We start from the raw sequence: 16,412 nt of genomic DNA on the forward strand, positions 1-16,412 counted from the left end.
ACGGGGCGGCGCGATCGTGATCCCCAGCCGCCCACCACCCTGATCTGGAGAGAACCATGGCAAGCGAACCGATTCGCGATCCCGCGAACGACCACCTGCTCACCCCGCAGAACGCGGCGTTCATCGTCATCGACTACCAGCCGGTCCAGGTGAACTCGATTGCATCGATGGATCGCCAGCTGCTGATCAACAACATCGTCGGCGCATCGAAGGCGGCAAGCAGATCGGACCGATCGCGAAACCGAAGGACATCCGCTTCGGCGACAACCTGCCGAAGACGCGCTCGGGCAAGATCATGCGGCGCCTGTTGCGCTCGCTCGCGAAGGGCGAGGCGATCACGCAGGACACGTCCACGCTCGAGAACCCGGCGATCCTCGAGCAGCTCAACCGGTCGCTCTGAATGACGCGGCCGGCACCGGCCGCACCCGACACTGTCGACACACGCGCGTTCGGGCGACCATCCCCGCCCTGAACGCGTCGCACGCGGCCGCCACCCGGCCGCGCACGTGCGTCCCGCCGCGCCCCACCCTGCGTGCGCGGCTCATGCGACGGACACCGCCACGCGGGCATCCGCCGCATCCCCTTGTTCGATGCATCGACGTACAACAACACTGGAGACACCTCAATGAAAAGCAGAATCGTGATCGGTTGCGCGGCGCTGGCAGGCGCGCTGGCCAGTAGCAGCGGCTTCGCGCAGAGCAGCGTGACGCTGTACGGCAACCTCGACGCCGCGCTGCTGTACACCAGCAAGACACGCGACGCGGCCACCGGCGCGAACGCCGGCCATCAGTTCGCGATGACCGACACCGGCATGACGCCGACGACGTTCGGGATGACCGGCACCGAGGATCTCGGCGGCGGCCTCAAGGCGAAATTCCAGCTCGAGAGCGGCTTCGCCGTCACCAACGGCGCGTTCGCGCATTCGAACGGCAATTTCTTCGGCCGCCAGGCGTGGGTCGGGCTCGACGGCGGGTTCGGCACGGTCAAGGCCGGCGTGCAGTATTCGCCGTTCCTGCTCGCGATCTTCGATTCGGATCCGCGCAGCTTCTCGCACTTCGGCAGCGGGCTGATCAACTACGTCGACAACGTGCTGGTGACGGGCCTGTTCAACCCGAACGCCGTGTCGTACACGAGCCCGACGATCGCAGGCCTCACCGGCAGCGCGATGTTCGCGTTCGGCGGCAAGGCCGGCGACTTCCAGGCCGGCCGCCAGTATTCGGCGAGCCTCAAGTACGAGCACGACGGCTTCATGATCGACGCCGCGTTCTACGACGGCAACGACGGCACCAACCCGACGCCGACGCCGAGCACCGTCGCGTTCGTCGGGCGCACGATCGGCGCCGCCTACCGCTTCGGCCCGGTCACCGCGAAGGCGTCGTTCACGAGCTACAAGGTCGGCGGCTCGTTCAGCAACAACGTGTACGGCGGCGGCCTCGACTACCAGGCGACGCCGGCCGTCGACCTGAACGGCGGCGTCTGGTTCACCAGCGATCGCAACGACACGGCCAATCACTCGCTGCTCGCGGCGCTCGGCACGACCTACAGCCTGTCGAAGGCGACCGCGCTGTACGCGCAGGTCGCGATGGTCAACAACCACGGTGCGATGAACACCGGGCTGGGGATCACCAACGCGCTTTACGCGGTCACCGGCACGACCGTCGGCGCGAACCTCGGGATCCGCCACATGTTCTGATGCACGGGCGGTGGTGGCTGTATCGAACCACCGCCCCGCTGCATTCGCACTCCGAATCGTTTTTCGCCGATTCTGGCCTGCGGCGATGCATCCGGTTTCGGCGCGGCTTCCGTTGCGGGCGGATGCGCGTGCGACGCTCCGGCCGCCCGTCACGTCCGTCTTGCCCGTCACGCCGTCACGCCCACACGATCCGCACCGTGCCGCATCCGTCCACGCCGTGATCGCGGCATAGACCGCCGCCGTCGCAACCCGTACCGCCTTGCCGCCGCATACGCGCCGCCGCGCGGCATGGCGACTTGCCCGCCTGCGCCATCCGTGTCGTTTTCGACCGGTTTCCGGGCGCATGACCGATAGTCCGTGTTCCCCGTTTCTCTACACTGATTCACACCAACCCACTTGCCTGGTGTCGCGTGCCGCGCGCCGCATCACCGACATCATGGCGATCCCGAGACAACCGCCTTCGTCCCCGACGGTCCCGCGCCCGCCCCGCTGCGCACCCGCTCGGCCGGCCGCGAAGGCGCCTTCCAGGAGCGTTCATTGAGTTCATCGCAAGCGCACCCCGCGAAAGCCCGGTCTTCGCGCAAGGCCCTCAAGCTGGATGACATCACGATCGTCGACCCTGCCGTCCTCAAGCGCGCGGTCGGGGCCATGGCGTTCGGCAACGCGATGGAATGGTTCGACTTCGGCGTCTACAGCTATATCGCCGTCACGCTCGGTAAAGTGTTCTTCCCGTCCAGCAGCCCGTCCGCGCAGCTGCTCGCGACCTTCGGCACGTTCGCGGCCGCGTTCCTCGTGCGTCCGCTCGGCGGCATGGTGTTCGGCCCGCTCGGCGACCGCATCGGCCGCCAGCGCGTGCTCGCCGCCACGATGATCATGATGGCCGTCGGCACCTTCGCGATCGGCCTGATCCCCAGCTACGCGTCGATCGGCATCATGGCGCCGATCCTGCTGCTCGTCGCGCGCCTCGTGCAGGGCTTCTCGACCGGCGGCGAATACGGCGGCGCCGCCACCTTCATCGCCGAGTTCGCGACCGACAAGCGCCGCGGCTTCATGGGCAGCTTCCTCGAGTTCGGCACGCTGATCGGCTACACGCTCGGCGCGGCCACCGTCGCGATCCTGACGGCGACGCTGTCGCAGGAAGCGCTGCTGTCGTGGGGCTGGCGCGTGCCGTTTTTCATCGCCGGCCCACTCGGCCTCGTCGGCCTGTACGTGCGGCTCAAGCTCGAGGAAACGCCCGCGTTCAAGAAGGAAGCCGAAGCGCGCGAAGCGGACCAACGATCGCGCCCGAAGCAGTCGTTCGGCACGCTGCTCGTCGAACAGTGGAAGCCACTGCTGCAGTGCGTCGGCCTCGTGCTGATCTTCAACGTGACCGACTACATGGCGCTGTCGTACCTGCCGAACTACCTGTCGGCGACGCTGCACTTCAACGAGACGCACGGCCTGTTCATGGTGCTGCTCGTGATGGTGCTGATGATGCCGATGACGCTCTACGCAGGCCATCTGTCGGACCGGCTCGGCCGCAAGCCGGTGATGATGTTCGGCTGCGTCGGCCTGCTCGTGCTGTCGGTGCCCGCGCTGCTCTTGATCCGCACCGGCGGGATGCTGCCGGTGTTCGGCGGGATGCTGATTTACGGCACGCTGCTGTCGACCTTTACCGGCGTGATGCCGTCCGCGCTGCCCGCGCTGTTCCCGACGCGGATCCGCTACGGCGCGCTCGCGATCGGCTTCAACGTGTCGGTATCGCTGTTCGGCGGCACGACGCCGCTCGTCACCGCGTGGCTCGTCGATCGCACCGGCGACCTGATGATGCCGGCCTACTACCTGATGGGCGCGTCGTTCATCGGCATCGTGTCGGTGCTCGCGCTGCGCGAATCCGCACGCCGGCCGCTGCCCGGCTCCGCACCGTGCGTCGCGAGCCGTGCGGAGGCGCAGGACCTGATTCGCCGCGGTGCCGACGCGGGCCGCGTGCGCGACCGCCGGTTCACGCCGGTCGGCGAACGCGCATGACGCGGTAATGTCGCTATGCCGCAGTCACGTCGCAACGCAAGTCGTTGCGTCGTTACGCGATGCCGCGCGGCGCCCGCCGCCGGCATCGCGTGCGGCGTTCAGCCCGCCGCGAGCTGCTGCTCGTCGAACCAGTCGAGCAGCATCCGCGTGACGAACGCGGGGTTCTCCAGGTTCGAGATATGGCCGGCGTCCGGCACCAGCGCATGGCGGCAGCCGATCACGCTCGCCATCTTCACCGTCTCCGACGGCGGGCGCGCCATGTCGCCCGCGCCGCACATCAGCAGCGTGCGTTCGGCATCCAGCCCGGCGAGTGCGGCGAGCGTATCCGGCCGCCCGAAGATCAGCCGGCCGAGCGGGACGATCGATTCCCGCAGCCGGTCGGCCGGCAGGTTCGCGAGCGCCGCGCGAAAGGCGCGCGGCACCGGGTCGGCCAGGTTCACGTCCGGCCGGAAGAACAGCGGCACGATCGCATCGAGCAGCGGCGGCGCGATGCAGCCGGCGGCGGCGATCGCATCGAGCATCCCGAAGTAGCGCAGCCGCGTCGCGTCGGGTTCGGCCTCGAGCGACGCGTCCATCAGCACGAGCGAGCGCACGCGCTGCGGTTCGCGCAACGCGAGCCGCGCGCCCCACATCCCGCCGACGCTCAGCCCCACGACCGCGCACTGCCCGATCTCCAGCGCATCGAGCAACGCGCTCGCGTGCGCGGCGAGATCGTCGAGCGTCTGCGTGCCGGCAGGCAGCGGGCCCGACGCGCCATGTCCCCACAGGTCCGGCACGATCACGCGATACCGGCTCGACAATGCGTCGATCTGCGGCGCCCACATCGCGGCATCCCACAGATAGCTGTGCCCGAACAGCACCGGAAATCCGCTGCCGTGATCCTGGTAATGCAGGGTGCTGCCATGAACGATGTGTGCGGGCATGTCGTCTCCGGATGTCAATGCGGTGGGCGGTGAGCGGCGGCCCGGCAACGGGCGTCGCGATCCGCGGCGTTCTGCGACGAACGCGAAGCGGCGAATCATCGCACAGGTTGCCGCCGTTGCGGGTGACTGCCGCGCGTGCCGCGACGCAGCGCATCGCGCACTTGCGCCGCGCGGCCGGCACGACGCCAATCGCGCGACGCGGCCGGCGCCGGTGCGGCCGCCGCGATGGCGCGCCACGCCGCGCGTGAAGCAACCGCCGACATGACTGCGGCGCCGGACGACCTCGGATCGTCCGGCGCCGCGACGGGTGAAACGCGCGCTCAGAACACCGCGTGCCCGCTGATGAGGCTCGGCAGCCAGGTGGAGAAGAACGGCATGTACGTGACGATGTTGATCGCACTGAAGATCGCGAGGTAATACGGCCACGCCATCTTCGTCGTCTCGCCGATCGACACGTTGCCGATCGCGCAGCCGACGAACTGCACCGACCCGATCGGCGGGTGCACGAGGCCGAGCGAGCAGTTCAGCAGCAGCATGATGCCGAACTGCACCGGCCCGACGCCGCATGCCATCGCGATCGGCAGGAACAGCGGCGTCGTGATCAGGATGTGCGCGGCCATGTCGACGAACGTGCCGAGGAACACCTGGATGATGTTGATGTACAGCAGCATCAGCCACGGCGCGGCGGTCGACTGCTTGAGCAGCCCTTCGATCGCATCCGGAATCTCCAGGTACGACATCTGGAAGCGCAGCATGTTGGACACGGCGATCAGCAGCAGCACGACGCCCGTCGTGCGCGCCGCATGCGACAGCGCGCGCCGCAGCTTCTCGGCCGTCAGCGTCCGGTAGACGAGCGCGGTCAGCACGAGCGAGTACACGACGGCGATCGCGGCGGCTTCGGTCGCGGTCGCGATCCCCTTCGCGACACACACGAGGATGATCGCGATCACCATCAGGCCCGGCACCGCGCCGACGAAGCTGCGCAGCACCGCATACCAGCCCGGGAACGACGGCAGCGCCGACGAACCGTCCTCGCGGCGCGGATAGCCGTGGCGCACGGCCTGCCAGTATGCGGCCGCAAGCACGAAGCCCATCACCCACAGCACCGGCAGGAGGCCGGAGAACAGCAGGTCGCCGATCGACACGCCGCTCACCGGCTGGCCGTGCAGCACCCCCGTGATCCCCTGCGCGGCGAACGCGTAGATGATCATGTTGGTCGACGTCGGCATCAGCGCGCCGGCGAGCGACGCGTGGGTCGTCACGTTGACCGCGTACGCCGCGCTGTAGCCTTCGCGCTTCATCAGCGGAATCACCACGCCGCCCATCGCGGAGGTATCGGCCGTCGGCGAACCCGACACGCCGCCGAACAGCGTGCACGCGACGACGTTGGCCATCCCGAGGCCGCCGCGGAAATGGCCGACGGTGGCCTGCGCGAAGCGCAGGATCCGGTCCGCGATGCCGCCGTGCAGCATCAGCTCGCCGGAGAAGATGAAGAACGGCACCGCGAGGAACGAGAACGCGTTCATCCCCGAGATCATCGCCTGCATCGCGGTCGCGATCGGCAGCCCTTCGACCAGGTAGGTCAGCACGCAGGAAATGCCGAGCGCGAACGAGACGGGCACGCCGAGCACGAGGAAAACCAGAAAACTGACGGACAGGATCGCGAGTTCCATGGCGTTATTGTCCCGACGAAGAACGACGAAGCGCGAGCAGGTGCTCGAGCGAGAAGAGGATGATGGCGATCGCCGCGGGAATCGTGATCAGGTAGCGCACGCCTTCGGGCAGCCCGATGATCGGAATGCGGTCGCCCATCGTCTCCGCCGCCATGCTGCCGCAGCCGACCATGATCGCGATCGCGAACGCGATCAGGCTCAGGTGCTGGATCGCGATCACCACGGTACGCGGGCCCGGCGACAGGCGCCGCACGAGCGAGTCGAGGCCGATGTGGCCGCCGTCGCGCACCTTCATCGCCGCGCCGAACATCGCGATCACGATCACCAGCAGCAGCGCGATCGGCTCGACGAAATCGGGCGCGTTCTCGAACGCGTAGCGCATCACGACCGCATAGAACACCAGCACCGTGAGCGCCGCGAGACACAGCGACGCGACCACGGCCAGCGCACGGAACAGCAGGTCGTTCACGCAGCGCAGGCGCGGCGCCGCCGCATGCGGCCGGCACGGCGCCGCACCGTCCGCGGCCGCCGCGTCCGATGCGCCCACGGCCGCCGCGCCGTTCAGGGAAGCGCGACGGGTCACTTGGTGGCCTCGATCTCGTCGACGATCTGCTTCATCTGCGGCGTCTTCTCGTACTTCGCCCACAGCGGCTGCATCGCCTTCACGAATGCCGCGCGGTCGATCTGCGCGGCCGGCAGGATCTTCGCGCCGCCCTTCGTCACCGTCTGCTGCGCCGATGCCTCGCGCGCGGTCCACAGCTTCTGGTAGTACGGCACCGAATCGGCTGCTGCCTTCCTGATCGCGGCCTGTTCCTGCGGCGACAGCGTGTCCCAGATCTTCTTCGAGAACACCAGCACTTCCGGCGTCATCGCGTGCTGCGTCTCCGAGTAGTCGGGCGCCACCTCGAAGTGCTTGGTTTCCTCGTACGACGGCAGGTTGTTTTCCGCCGCATCGACGAGGCCCGTCTTCAGGCCCGTGTAGACCTCGGCGAACGGCATCGGCGTCGGCGTGCCGCCCATCGCCTTGATCTCGTCGACCATCAGGTCCGATGGTTGCACGCGCACCTTCAGTCCCTTCATGTCGGCCGGCGTGCGCACCGGGCGCTTCGCGTAGATCGAGCGCGCGCCGCTCTCGTAGAACGTCAGCGCGATCATCCCCTTCGCCGCGAACGCATCGAGGATCTTCTGGCCGGCCGTGCCGTACATCGCCTTGCGGAAATGGTCGACGTCGCGGAACAGGAACGGGAACGACGGGATCAGCGACTCCGGCACGATCTCGTTGAACGACGCGCCGTTCACGCGCGCCATGTCGATCGCGCCGATCCGCACCTGGTCGACCGTGTCCTTCTCGGAGCCGAGCGCGCTGTTGCCGAACACCTTGATCGAGTCCTTGCCGCCCGTCAGCTTCGACAGCTCGTCGCCCATGTACTTGACCGCCATGTTGGTCGGGAAGCTGTCGCCGTGCACGTCCGCCGAGCGGAACACGCGGGCCTGCGCGGACACCGCGAAGCCGGCCATCAGCGCGACGGCCAGGGCGGTACGGGAGCGGGTGAATCGGTGCTTCATCGTCAGTCTCCTTGATGGTTGTTCGTCGTCTGGCGGCGATCCGGGCGGCTTGCGCATCAGTCGGGGCACGGCCTTCGCTGAATCGCAGTCATACGTTGTATGACGTGTGGAAGCGAATGTACGTCGGTTAATCGTTTAACTCACTTGGTGCATACCCTATAGGCGCTTCTGTAGAGGCTTTTCGGCGAGGCGAAGGGAAAAGCCTTCTCTGTTCAGCGCGTAGCCGGCGAAACGTTTTCCGGAAATGAGGCTGCGTTTGAGCCGGCGCGGTGACGTGTCGTTTTCCGGAGCCGGATGCTCTCTTTCGTTTCTATTTCTACAGTCATAGGATGACTGACTGCAGTCGGCGACGGCCGGTTCGAGGCGGGCGCCGTCGTTGTAATGACGACGTGACGATGCCGTTGCCCCCGCGGTCATGCGGGGCGTCGCGGCAGGCACGCGCGATGCGCGCTTGCCGCGACATCGAAAACACGCAAGGAGGTGTGCGATGCAGACGACCAGAACGCGGGCGGGACAGCGTCAGGACACGCCGTTGAATCCGGGCGACGAAGGGCCGCCCGATGCACCGGGCGTCGGCGAGGATCTATGCGGCGTGTGCCGCGGCACCGGGATGGTCGAAGGACAGCCATGCGCGGTGTGCGGCGGGACGGGCAAGGTATTGCAAGGGATCGGCGGCGGCTAGACGGTCAAACGGAGGCGATGCGTGCAGGCCGCCTTCGGCGCCGTGCGGCGCCCGGACGGGCCACGGATCGCATGCGACCGCGCTGCAACGCCGCGATTGACCGGAATCGGGTATCCGCGCGGCGCGCGAACGACCTCAACGCCCGAGCCGCCGGTCCCGCAGAAACGCATTCAACTCGCCACCCGCATGCTCGATGTGGCGCTTGAGCAGCGACGCCGCCGCGCGCGCATCGCCCTTGCGGCACAGCGCGACGAGTTCCGCGTGCTCGGATTCGGCCACGTCGCGCGCGGCCTCGGACAGCGACAGTTGCACGCGCGTGTAGCGGTCGGTCTGCTGCAGCAGCGACGCGACGATCGCCGCCGTCTTCGGCTGGTCGGCACGCGACAGCAGCAGATGATGCAGCTCGGTGTTCAGTTCGCCCCAGCGGCCGGACTGGCTCGCGTGCAGCACCGCGCTGTATTCGTCGAGGATCGCATCGAGCCGCGCGAAATCCTCGGCGGTCAGCTTCGGAATCGACTTTTTCAGCAGCACGGGCTCCAGCAGCGCGCGCAATTCGAACAGTTCGGTGATGTCCTCCGGCGACAGCTCCGACACGATCGCGCCCTTGTGCGGCAGGATCTTCACGAGCCCTTCGCTCTCGAGCTGCACGAGCGCTTCGCGCAGCGGGATCCGGCTGATGCCGAGCTCGGTCGCCAGCGCATCCTGGCGAAGCTGGTAGCCGTCGACGTATTCCCCCGTCAGGATGCGGCGGCGCAGTTCATTGGCTGCGGCTTCGGCGCGCGTGGCGTAGACAAGAGCGGGGCGTTTCTCGTTCATGTTGCGGTTCGGACTGGGGATGGCGGTCAGGCAAGCGCCGACGCGGCGCTGGATATTGCATACTTTCTACGATATTAGCAGAGCGGCCTTGCGGGCGAGCGTCGGCGGTCGCCGCCACAGGCGACGTCGGCATCGACGTCCGGTGTTCCCGCAATACGGCCACCGGACGCTCACCGGCGCGCTTTCTCGAAGTCGGCACGGCAATGAACCAGGCTGCGGCCGCGCGCTGATCGAGCATGCGCGCTAGCACAAGCGCTCGACGATCATGACGTCCGTGTCGTCCCGCGCCCGCAACATGAGCCACGTTTCATCGCGAACGGCAACGCCGTCGCGTTGCGCCAGCCTGATCGGCCCTACGTCCAGCCGGCCATGATCGACAACCAGATAAGCGGAACCGGGCATCGGCAACGCGTGCCGCAACGCCGTGCCTTCACGCAGCGTCGCGATACGCACGCGTGCATCGGCGTGAATCGGCAACGCGCCGGCGCGGACATCCTCCGGATCGCCGCTCGCCAGCGTCACGAATCGACCCTCGCGACATCCGGACGAACAGACTCGCGTCGCACAGCGCGGTGTACCGCCAGGTGTGCGCGGCCGCAGCCGGATCTGGAAGTGCCGCGCGGGCATATTCTCGTCGTTGCGCTCGGCGTGATGGATCGCCGTGCCGGCACTCGTCACGTGGACGGAATCGGCGACCAGACGCACGCGATTGCCTGCGTCGTCTTCATGCGTGATGGCGCCCGACCGCACCCACGTGACGATCTCGACGTCGCGGTGGGCATGCGGGCCGAGGCCCGAGCACGGCGCGAACTCGACGTCGCTCCACATGTAGAGCGGACCGAGCGGCGCATCGTCGGCGCGCCCGGATTCGCCGATGCGGAAATGCTGGCGAATGTCGACACGGCCGCGCCGGATTGCGCCAAGCACAAGAAAAGGCCGATGTTCAATCATGACGGAGCCCGGTTCGAGTACGCCGGGCGCGGATCGCGATCGTCGCAGACGGCGTCTTCCGCACCCGCGCGCCGTGGCTACGCTCAGATCTGCTGCTGGCCGCCATCGACGAACAATTCGATGCCGTTCACGAAGCTCGCGTCGTCCGAGGCCAGGAACAGCGCCGCGCTCGCGATCTCGCCAGGCTCGCCGAGGCGCCCCATCGGGATCTGGGCCGCCAGATAATCGGCGAGGCCCTGGCGCTGCGCGGCATCGTCACCGGCGAGATCGAGCAGGCCAGGCGTGCGGGTCGCGCCCGGGCTGATCGTGTTCACGCGGATGCCGCGTTCCTTGAGATCGAGAATCCAGCTGCGTGCAAAGGCCCGCACCGCTGCCTTCGAAGCCGAATACACGCTGAACGCCGCGGTGCCCGCGCTGCCCGCCGTCGAGCCGGTGAGAATCACCGAGGCACGCTCGGCAAGCAGCGGCAGCGCTTTTTGTACCGTGAACAGCACGCCCTTCACGTTGCGCTCGAAGGTGTCGTCGTAGTGTGCTTCGGTGATGCTGCCAAGCGGCAGCATTGAGCCGCCGCCGGCGTTCACGAACAGCACGTCGAGGCGGCCCTGTTCTTCCTTGATCTGCGCATACAGCGCGTCGAGCTCATCGAGCTTGGTGGAATCCGAACGTACGCCGGTCGCCTTGCCGCCGGCTTCGCGAATGCCCTTCACGGCGGCATCGAGTTCTGCCTGTCGGCGGCCCGTCAGATAGACGTGCGCACCTTCTGCCGCGAAGCGTTCGGCGGTGGCGAGACCGATGCCGCTGGTTGCGCCGGTGACGAGTGCGATCTTGTTGTCGAGTTTGCGTGCCATGGTATTGCTCCTTTCGTTGGGTCGGTGTGGGTTGCGTTGCATCGCGTACTGCGATGTGAGGAGAATATCGACGGCCTCATCCTTTCGAAATAGAATTGATTGAAAACAAACGTTGCAAAAATGCAAAGATGAGGGAAGATGGCTCAACTACCCGATTTCGAGGGGCTCGCGATGTTCGCGAAGGTGGCCGAGCACGGTTCGTTTGCCGCCGCGGCGCGCGCGACCGGCGTGTCGGTCGCGACCGTCTCGCGCGGCGTGGCCCGCCTGGAGGACCGGCTGGGCGCGCGGCTGTTCAATCGCACGTCGCGTCAGCTCTCGCTCACCGAGTTCGGCCGCACGATCAGCGAGCAAGCCGGCGAGATCTATCGCCAGGCCGAGGAGGCGGAAAGCTCGGCACGCGAAATGTCGGTGCGGCCACGCGGGCTGGTGCGTCTGGCCGTGCCGATGTCGTACGGGCTGCGCTGGGTCGCGCCGTTGCTGCCGGGCTTCTTTCGCGCGTATCCGGAAGTGTCGATCGACCTGCATCTGTCGGATGCGTCGGTCGATCTGGTCGCCGACGGGTTCGACGCCGCGCTGCGGATCGCCGCGCTTCCGGATTCGTCGCTGGTCGCGCGGCGGCTGTGCGCGGTGACGCAATTCGTGGTGGCGTCGCCGGAATATCTGACGCGTGAAGGACGGCCCGCCCATCCGCGCGAGCTCGCGGATCGTCCTTGTCTCTCGTACGCATACCGCGCGCGTAGCGCCGTATGGCGCTTCACGAACGACGCAGGCGAAGAAGAGCCGGTGATGCCGGCGGGCCCGCTACGCGTGACGAACGCCGATGCGCTGTTGCCCACGCTGCTCGCCGGACTGGCGATTGCCGAACTGCCCGAGTTCATCGCCGGCGATTACCTGGCCGACGGCCGTCTCGAAGCGATCCTGACCGACTGGTCGCTGACGAAGGGCGGCATTTACTTCGTCACGCCCTCGGCGCGCGCGCGGCCCGCGAAAGTCGCGGCGCTGTCGGATTATCTTGCCGAGCACCTTTCCGAGCCGACCTGGCGATGGCCGAAATGATGTGTCGGCGCGATTGATCGGCCGGCGTCCATCATTGCATTCATGCAACGATGGTTTTCAAACGATTCTGTTTCGCAAATATTGTCCGGACCGTATTCTCCTTTCCACCGGCTGCACGACATCACGCCGCAAGCCGCCATGCAGCAGGTGGCGACTGCGTTGACGACGCGCCTGCAATGAATCGCTTCCATTCACGCTTTTATCGAGCCGATCATGAACAACGCCAAACAACTGCTTTTCGCTTACCTCGAATCGATTCGCGATCCACGCGCGGCTGGCGCACTGTTTGCCGACGACGGTGTGCTGGAACTGCCGTATCTCAAGTCACTGGGTATCGACGCGCGCGCGCAGGGGCCCGGTGCGATCGAAGCCTTCATTGCCTCGCTGCTCGCGAAAGTGCCGGATTTTGCGTTCAGCAATGTGCGACTGCTGATCGAAACACCCGAGCAGGTATTCGCCGAGTATGAAGTCGAAGCGCTCGTTCCATCGACGGGGAAAATCTATCGCCAGTTGTACGCAGGGCGGCTGGTGGCGCGCGACGGCAAAATCGTGCTGTTGCGCGAAGCACTGGACACGATGGCCGCGGCACATGCATTCTCGGCGGCGCAACCCGCTTGACGAGATGCCGACGAAAGGCCGCTCGAGCAATCGAAGCGGCCTGCCGATGTTGCATCCCGACCGGCGCTTCTGGCCGGTAGACGTCACCGTCATATAGAATGACGCGCTTTGCCCGCACGCCTATGTGGTTCAAGAATCTTCAGCTTCATCGTCTTCCGGCACCGTGGGCCGTTACCCCCGATCAGATGGAAGCATGGCTCGCGCCCCACGCGTTTCAGCCGGGCACCAGCGTCGAGATGCAGCGCTCAGGATGGGCGTCGCCGCGTGACGACGGCGCGCTCGTGTATTCGATCAACCGGCAGATGCTGCTGACGTTTCGCGCCGAAAAGAAGCTGCTCCCGGCGTCGGTCGTCAATCAGGTGACCAAGGCCCGGGCGCTTGAGGTCGAGGAGCAGCAGGGTTTCAAGGTCGGGCGAAAACAGCTGCGCGAACTCAAGGAGCAGGTGACCGACGAACTGCTGCCGCGCGCGTTCACCATTCGCCGCGATACCCGCGTGTGGATCGATACGGTGAACGGCTGGCTCGTCATCGATGCGGCCGCACAGGCACTTGCCGACGACGTTCGCGGCCTGCTCGTCAAATCGATCGATCAATTGCCGCTCGCCGGCGTCCAGGTGGCGCTGTCGCCGGTCGCCGCGATGACGGACTGGCTGCTGTCCGGCGAGGCGCCGGGCGGATTCACCGTGGACCAGGACGCCGAGTTGCGCTCGAGCGGCGAAGGTGGCGCCACGGTGCGATACGTCGGCCACGCGCTGGAAGCGAACGACATGCGCCGGCACATCGAGGCCGGCAAACAATGCATGCGCCTCGCGATGACCTGGAATGACCGCATCTCCTTCGTGCTGACGCCGTCGCTGACGATCAAGCGTGTCACGCCGCTCGACGTAATCAAGGAGGCGTCGGATCCCACCGCGCAGAACGACGACGAACGCTTCGACTCGGATGTCACGCTGATGACGGGTGAATTGGCGCGGATGTTGACCGATCTCGTCGATATCCTGGGCGGCGAGCGGCAGGACTCGGTTCAAATCGCGGCAGCAGCCTGAACCTCGTCGGCTGTCGAGGATCGTCGCCGCGCTACGGCGCGACGGCGCGGCTTCGCGCTGACGCGACCTGTCGGGGAGGACCGTCCCCGCTCTGGCGGCGGGCGGGGTGCGGCTGCGCGCCGACGAAGCGCCGCCGCACCGTGGAGCCTCTTGCCGTTCGGCCCGGCGGGTTCGGAAAGTCAGCGGACGACCTATCCGAACACCCGGGCCCATACCGCCCGAAGGCGTCGCGCGCGGTCTTCGAACAGATATGAGGCTGCCAGCGTCAAGAGACCTGAAATCGCACCCGTCACGATGTGCTCGACATACGGGATAGGGTAGTGACTCGTGTGCGAGTAGGCGTCGCCCAACGTCGTCAGGACGCCGACGATCACCGCATTGCCGTATCGATGCGCGTAGAGTTTCGCCGCGGGCGTGAAAGTCAGCAGTACAGCCAGGAGTCCGGTAAACAGACCGGTATGAAATGCAATCGACCAGTGGGCGAGGCTCATGATGTTGCCCCAGCTCCCCGGCATGCAGGTCATGCACGCACTGGTCGGCTGCCAGAAGCGCTGGATGAACAGTCTGACGCGCTGCTTCCACTCGGTTGACATGACGCACTCCCCTCAATGCCGTCGTCACGGCCGACGCCACCATACGTATCGTTGAAGCAGCTTCCAAATCCTTTGACGAGCCTGCCGCCCTCGTCGCGGACGGGTTGGCTATGCGCCGTGGAGGCCGAGCCATAACCTGGACATGGTGGGAATACTACTCCACGATTCCACGGCCGCCGTTTCGACCGGCACCGCGCCGGGCCTTCTCACGAAACTGGCAATCGCTGCGGATCGCGTACCGCAAATACGCGCATCTTCAATGGACGGAAATCACCGAGCCATCGTGCACCCGCGCGTTCATCGACATGCATGCGCGCGCGGGCGGTTGATCTGGCTATATATCAGGACTTCTTATTGAAAGTCTTGAGCGCCCTGCAATCCATTCGTGGCCTGCGCTTGCTGAAACCTGTCGCCGGGCGTATGGTTTATTTCTCTATCGCCCTTTTCCGGGAGATACCAAAATGGCTGCCATGCAATCCGCGGCCACGCCCCTCTCCGACGAGGAAGCCCGGCGCCAGTTGCGCCGCGCCGTCATCGCCAGCACGATTGGCACCACGATCGAATGGTATGACTTTTTCCTCTACAGCACGGTCACCGGCCTGGTCTTCGCAAAGCTGTATTTCCCCCAATCCCATCCACTCGTCGGCACGCTTCAGGCGTTCCTGATCTATGCCGTCGGCTTTGTCGCGCGGCCGGTCGGCGCGGCGATCTTCGGCCACTACGGCGATCGCATCGGCCGCAAGGCCACGCTGATCGTGACCCTGTTGCTGATGGGGCTCGCGACGTTCGCCGTGGCCTTCGTTCCGACCTACGCGACGATCGGCATCTGGGGCGCCGTTCTCCTCACGGTGCTGCGCTTCATCCAGGGCGTCGGCGTCGGCGGCGAATGGGGCGGCTCGGTCCTGATGTCGATGGAGTGGGCGCGCACCAATGCGCATCGCGGCTTCGTCGCGTCGTGGCCGCAGTTCGGCGTGCCGGCGGGATTGTTCCTCGCCAACCTCGCCGTGCTGGCCATGAGCTGGTTGTCCGGCAGCAGTTTCCTCACGTGGGGCTGGCGCGTGCCGTTTGTCCTCAGCATCCTGCTGGTCGCGATCGGGCTTTATATCCGCCTGAACATTCTCGAGACGCCGATCTTCGCGAAACTGCTGGCCGAGCGCCGGATCGAGAAGGCGCCGATGCTCGAAGTGCTGCGCAAGCAGCCGACGGATATCGTGCTGTCGGCGTTCGCGCGGATGGCCGAACAGGCGCCGTTCTATATCTTCACGGCGTTCGTGTTCACTTACGGGATCACGGCGCTGGGCGTCACGCGAGAACTGCTGCTGACGGCGGTGCTGGTGGCTTCCGTGGTCGAATTCGTCACCATTCCGCTGTTCGGCCACGTGTCGGATCTGATCGGGCGGCGGCGAATGTACATAATCGGTGCGGTTTCCGTCGGTGTATTCGGATTCCTCTACTTCGCGATGGTCGACAGCCGGAATCCGGCATGGATCTTCGCGGCCATCGTGCTGTCGCTGGTCCCGCATTCGATGATGTATGGACCGCAGGCGGCATTGATCGCCGAGTCGTTTACCGGGCGGTTGCGGTATAGCGGTGCGTCGATGGGTTATCAGCTCGCTTCGGTCATTGCGGGCGGCCCGGCACCGCTGATCGCGACCGCGCTGTTTGCCTACTACCATTCGGGGTATGCGATCGCGGTGTACGTGCTGATATGTGCGGTGCTGAGCCTGGTCGCCGCATCGAAGCTCGGCGACTACACGAACAAGGATATTTCGCGGGAATACGACGACGCGCGAAGTCTGGAGGATCATGGGCACGCGCCGCCGCTGACCTGACGGGTTGGCCGGTTCGCTCGATCCATGGGAAGACGAGCCGGCTGCCGGCCCGCTTTCCGCGCGCGGTCCCGGTTCAGGCCAACGCGCGCGCCCGGAACGACACGACAA

15 protein-coding genes and 2 pseudogenes are annotated in these 16,412 nt (G+C 66.3%); 9 read left to right on the forward strand and 8 right to left on the reverse strand.

Annotation, left to right across the window (positions count from 1 at the left end; translation table 11 throughout):
- Positions 1 to 56: 56 nt before the first annotated feature.
- The 4 genes and pseudogenes from PL79_RS23435 to proP all read left to right on the forward strand — a co-directional run.
- Positions 57 to 218, forward strand: a pseudogene (locus PL79_RS23435) (hydrolase); the annotation flags it as partial.
- Positions 209 to 400: pseudogene (locus tag PL79_RS23440) on the forward strand (AMP-binding enzyme); the annotation flags it as partial. The pseudogenes PL79_RS23435 and PL79_RS23440, both read left to right, overlap by 10 nt.
- Before the next feature lie 225 nt (positions 401 to 625).
- Positions 626 to 1,693, forward strand: a complete 1,068-nt coding sequence (locus PL79_RS23445) for a porin (RefSeq protein ID WP_044847175.1) — start codon at positions 626 to 628, stop codon at positions 1,691 to 1,693.
- Positions 1,694 to 2,230: 537 nt separating this feature from the next.
- Entirely contained in the window at positions 2,231 to 3,700 is a 1,470-nt protein-coding gene (gene proP / locus PL79_RS23450; protein ID WP_044847174.1) for a glycine betaine/L-proline transporter ProP, read from the forward strand.
- A gap of 98 nt (positions 3,701 to 3,798) precedes the next feature.
- Here proP and PL79_RS23455 read toward each other — a convergent pair whose 3' ends face one another.
- The 4 genes from PL79_RS23455 to PL79_RS23470 all read right to left on the reverse strand — a co-directional run bounded on the left by PL79_RS23455 (position 3,799) and on the right by PL79_RS23470 (position 7,862).
- On the reverse strand, positions 3,799 to 4,623 hold the full coding sequence (locus PL79_RS23455; protein WP_044847173.1) for an alpha/beta fold hydrolase: 825 nt from the start codon (positions 4,621 to 4,623) through the stop codon (positions 3,799 to 3,801).
- Between the two features lie 320 nt (positions 4,624 to 4,943).
- Entirely contained in the window at positions 4,944 to 6,296 is a 1,353-nt protein-coding gene (locus PL79_RS23460) for a TRAP transporter large permease (RefSeq protein WP_044847171.1), read from the reverse strand.
- A gap of 4 nt (positions 6,297 to 6,300) precedes the next feature.
- Entirely contained in the window at positions 6,301 to 6,879 is a 579-nt protein-coding gene (locus PL79_RS23465; RefSeq protein WP_044847170.1) for a TRAP transporter small permease, read from the reverse strand.
- Positions 6,876 to 7,862, reverse strand: coding sequence for a TRAP transporter substrate-binding protein (locus tag PL79_RS23470; RefSeq protein WP_044847169.1), 987 nt, complete (start codon positions 7,860 to 7,862; stop codon positions 6,876 to 6,878). The genes PL79_RS23465 and PL79_RS23470 overlap by 4 nt, the downstream gene beginning before the upstream one ends.
- Before the next feature lie 487 nt (positions 7,863 to 8,349).
- On the opposite strand from PL79_RS23470, the gene PL79_RS23475 reads away from it, so the two are divergent.
- Positions 8,350 to 8,544, forward strand: coding sequence for a hypothetical protein (locus PL79_RS23475; RefSeq protein WP_044847168.1), 195 nt, complete (start codon positions 8,350 to 8,352; stop codon positions 8,542 to 8,544).
- A 135-nt stretch (positions 8,545 to 8,679) separates the two neighbouring features.
- Here PL79_RS23475 and PL79_RS23480 read toward each other — a convergent pair whose 3' ends face one another.
- From PL79_RS23480 to PL79_RS23490, 3 genes are all read right to left on the reverse strand, one after another.
- Positions 8,680 to 9,360, reverse strand: coding sequence for a GntR family transcriptional regulator (locus PL79_RS23480; RefSeq protein ID WP_044847167.1), 681 nt, complete (start codon positions 9,358 to 9,360; stop codon positions 8,680 to 8,682).
- Positions 9,361 to 9,603: 243 nt separating this feature from the next.
- Entirely contained in the window at positions 9,604 to 10,311 is a 708-nt protein-coding gene (locus PL79_RS23485) for a pirin family protein (RefSeq protein WP_044847166.1), read from the reverse strand.
- Positions 10,312 to 10,394: 83 nt separating this feature from the next.
- Positions 10,395 to 11,159, reverse strand: a complete 765-nt coding sequence (locus tag PL79_RS23490) for an SDR family NAD(P)-dependent oxidoreductase (RefSeq protein ID WP_044847165.1) — start codon at positions 11,157 to 11,159, stop codon at positions 10,395 to 10,397.
- Positions 11,160 to 11,297: 138 nt separating this feature from the next.
- Here PL79_RS23490 and PL79_RS23495 point away from each other — a divergent pair, with 138 nt between their 5' ends.
- The 3 genes from PL79_RS23495 to PL79_RS23505 all read left to right on the forward strand — a co-directional run bounded on the left by PL79_RS23495 (position 11,298) and on the right by PL79_RS23505 (position 13,879).
- Positions 11,298 to 12,215 carry a LysR family transcriptional regulator gene (locus PL79_RS23495; protein ID WP_044847164.1) on the forward strand — a complete coding sequence of 306 codons (918 nt, stop codon included), beginning with the start codon at positions 11,298 to 11,300 and terminating at the stop codon, positions 12,213 to 12,215.
- A gap of 213 nt (positions 12,216 to 12,428) precedes the next feature.
- Complete coding sequence (locus PL79_RS23500; RefSeq protein ID WP_044847163.1) at positions 12,429 to 12,833, forward strand: nuclear transport factor 2 family protein; 405 nt, start codon at positions 12,429 to 12,431, stop codon at positions 12,831 to 12,833.
- Positions 12,834 to 12,955: 122 nt separating this feature from the next.
- A complete protein-coding gene (locus PL79_RS23505; protein WP_044847162.1) occupies positions 12,956 to 13,879 on the forward strand; it encodes a recombination-associated protein RdgC in 924 nt (307 codons plus the stop codon).
- A 191-nt stretch (positions 13,880 to 14,070) separates the two neighbouring features.
- Here PL79_RS23505 and PL79_RS23510 read toward each other — a convergent pair whose 3' ends face one another.
- A complete protein-coding gene (locus tag PL79_RS23510) occupies positions 14,071 to 14,472 on the reverse strand; it encodes a hypothetical protein (protein WP_044847161.1) in 402 nt (133 codons plus the stop codon).
- A gap of 461 nt (positions 14,473 to 14,933) precedes the next feature.
- Between PL79_RS23510 and PL79_RS23520 the strand changes: the two genes are divergently transcribed.
- Positions 14,934 to 16,304 (forward strand): MFS transporter, encoded by a 1,371-nt coding sequence (locus PL79_RS23520; protein WP_044847160.1) that lies wholly within the window; start codon positions 14,934 to 14,936, stop codon positions 16,302 to 16,304.
- The last annotated feature ends 108 nt before the right edge of the window (positions 16,305 to 16,412 follow it).

It is taken from the genome of Burkholderia sp. USMB20, from assembly GCF_000949135.2.
Lineage (GTDB): Bacteria > Pseudomonadota > Gammaproteobacteria > Burkholderiales > Burkholderiaceae > Burkholderia.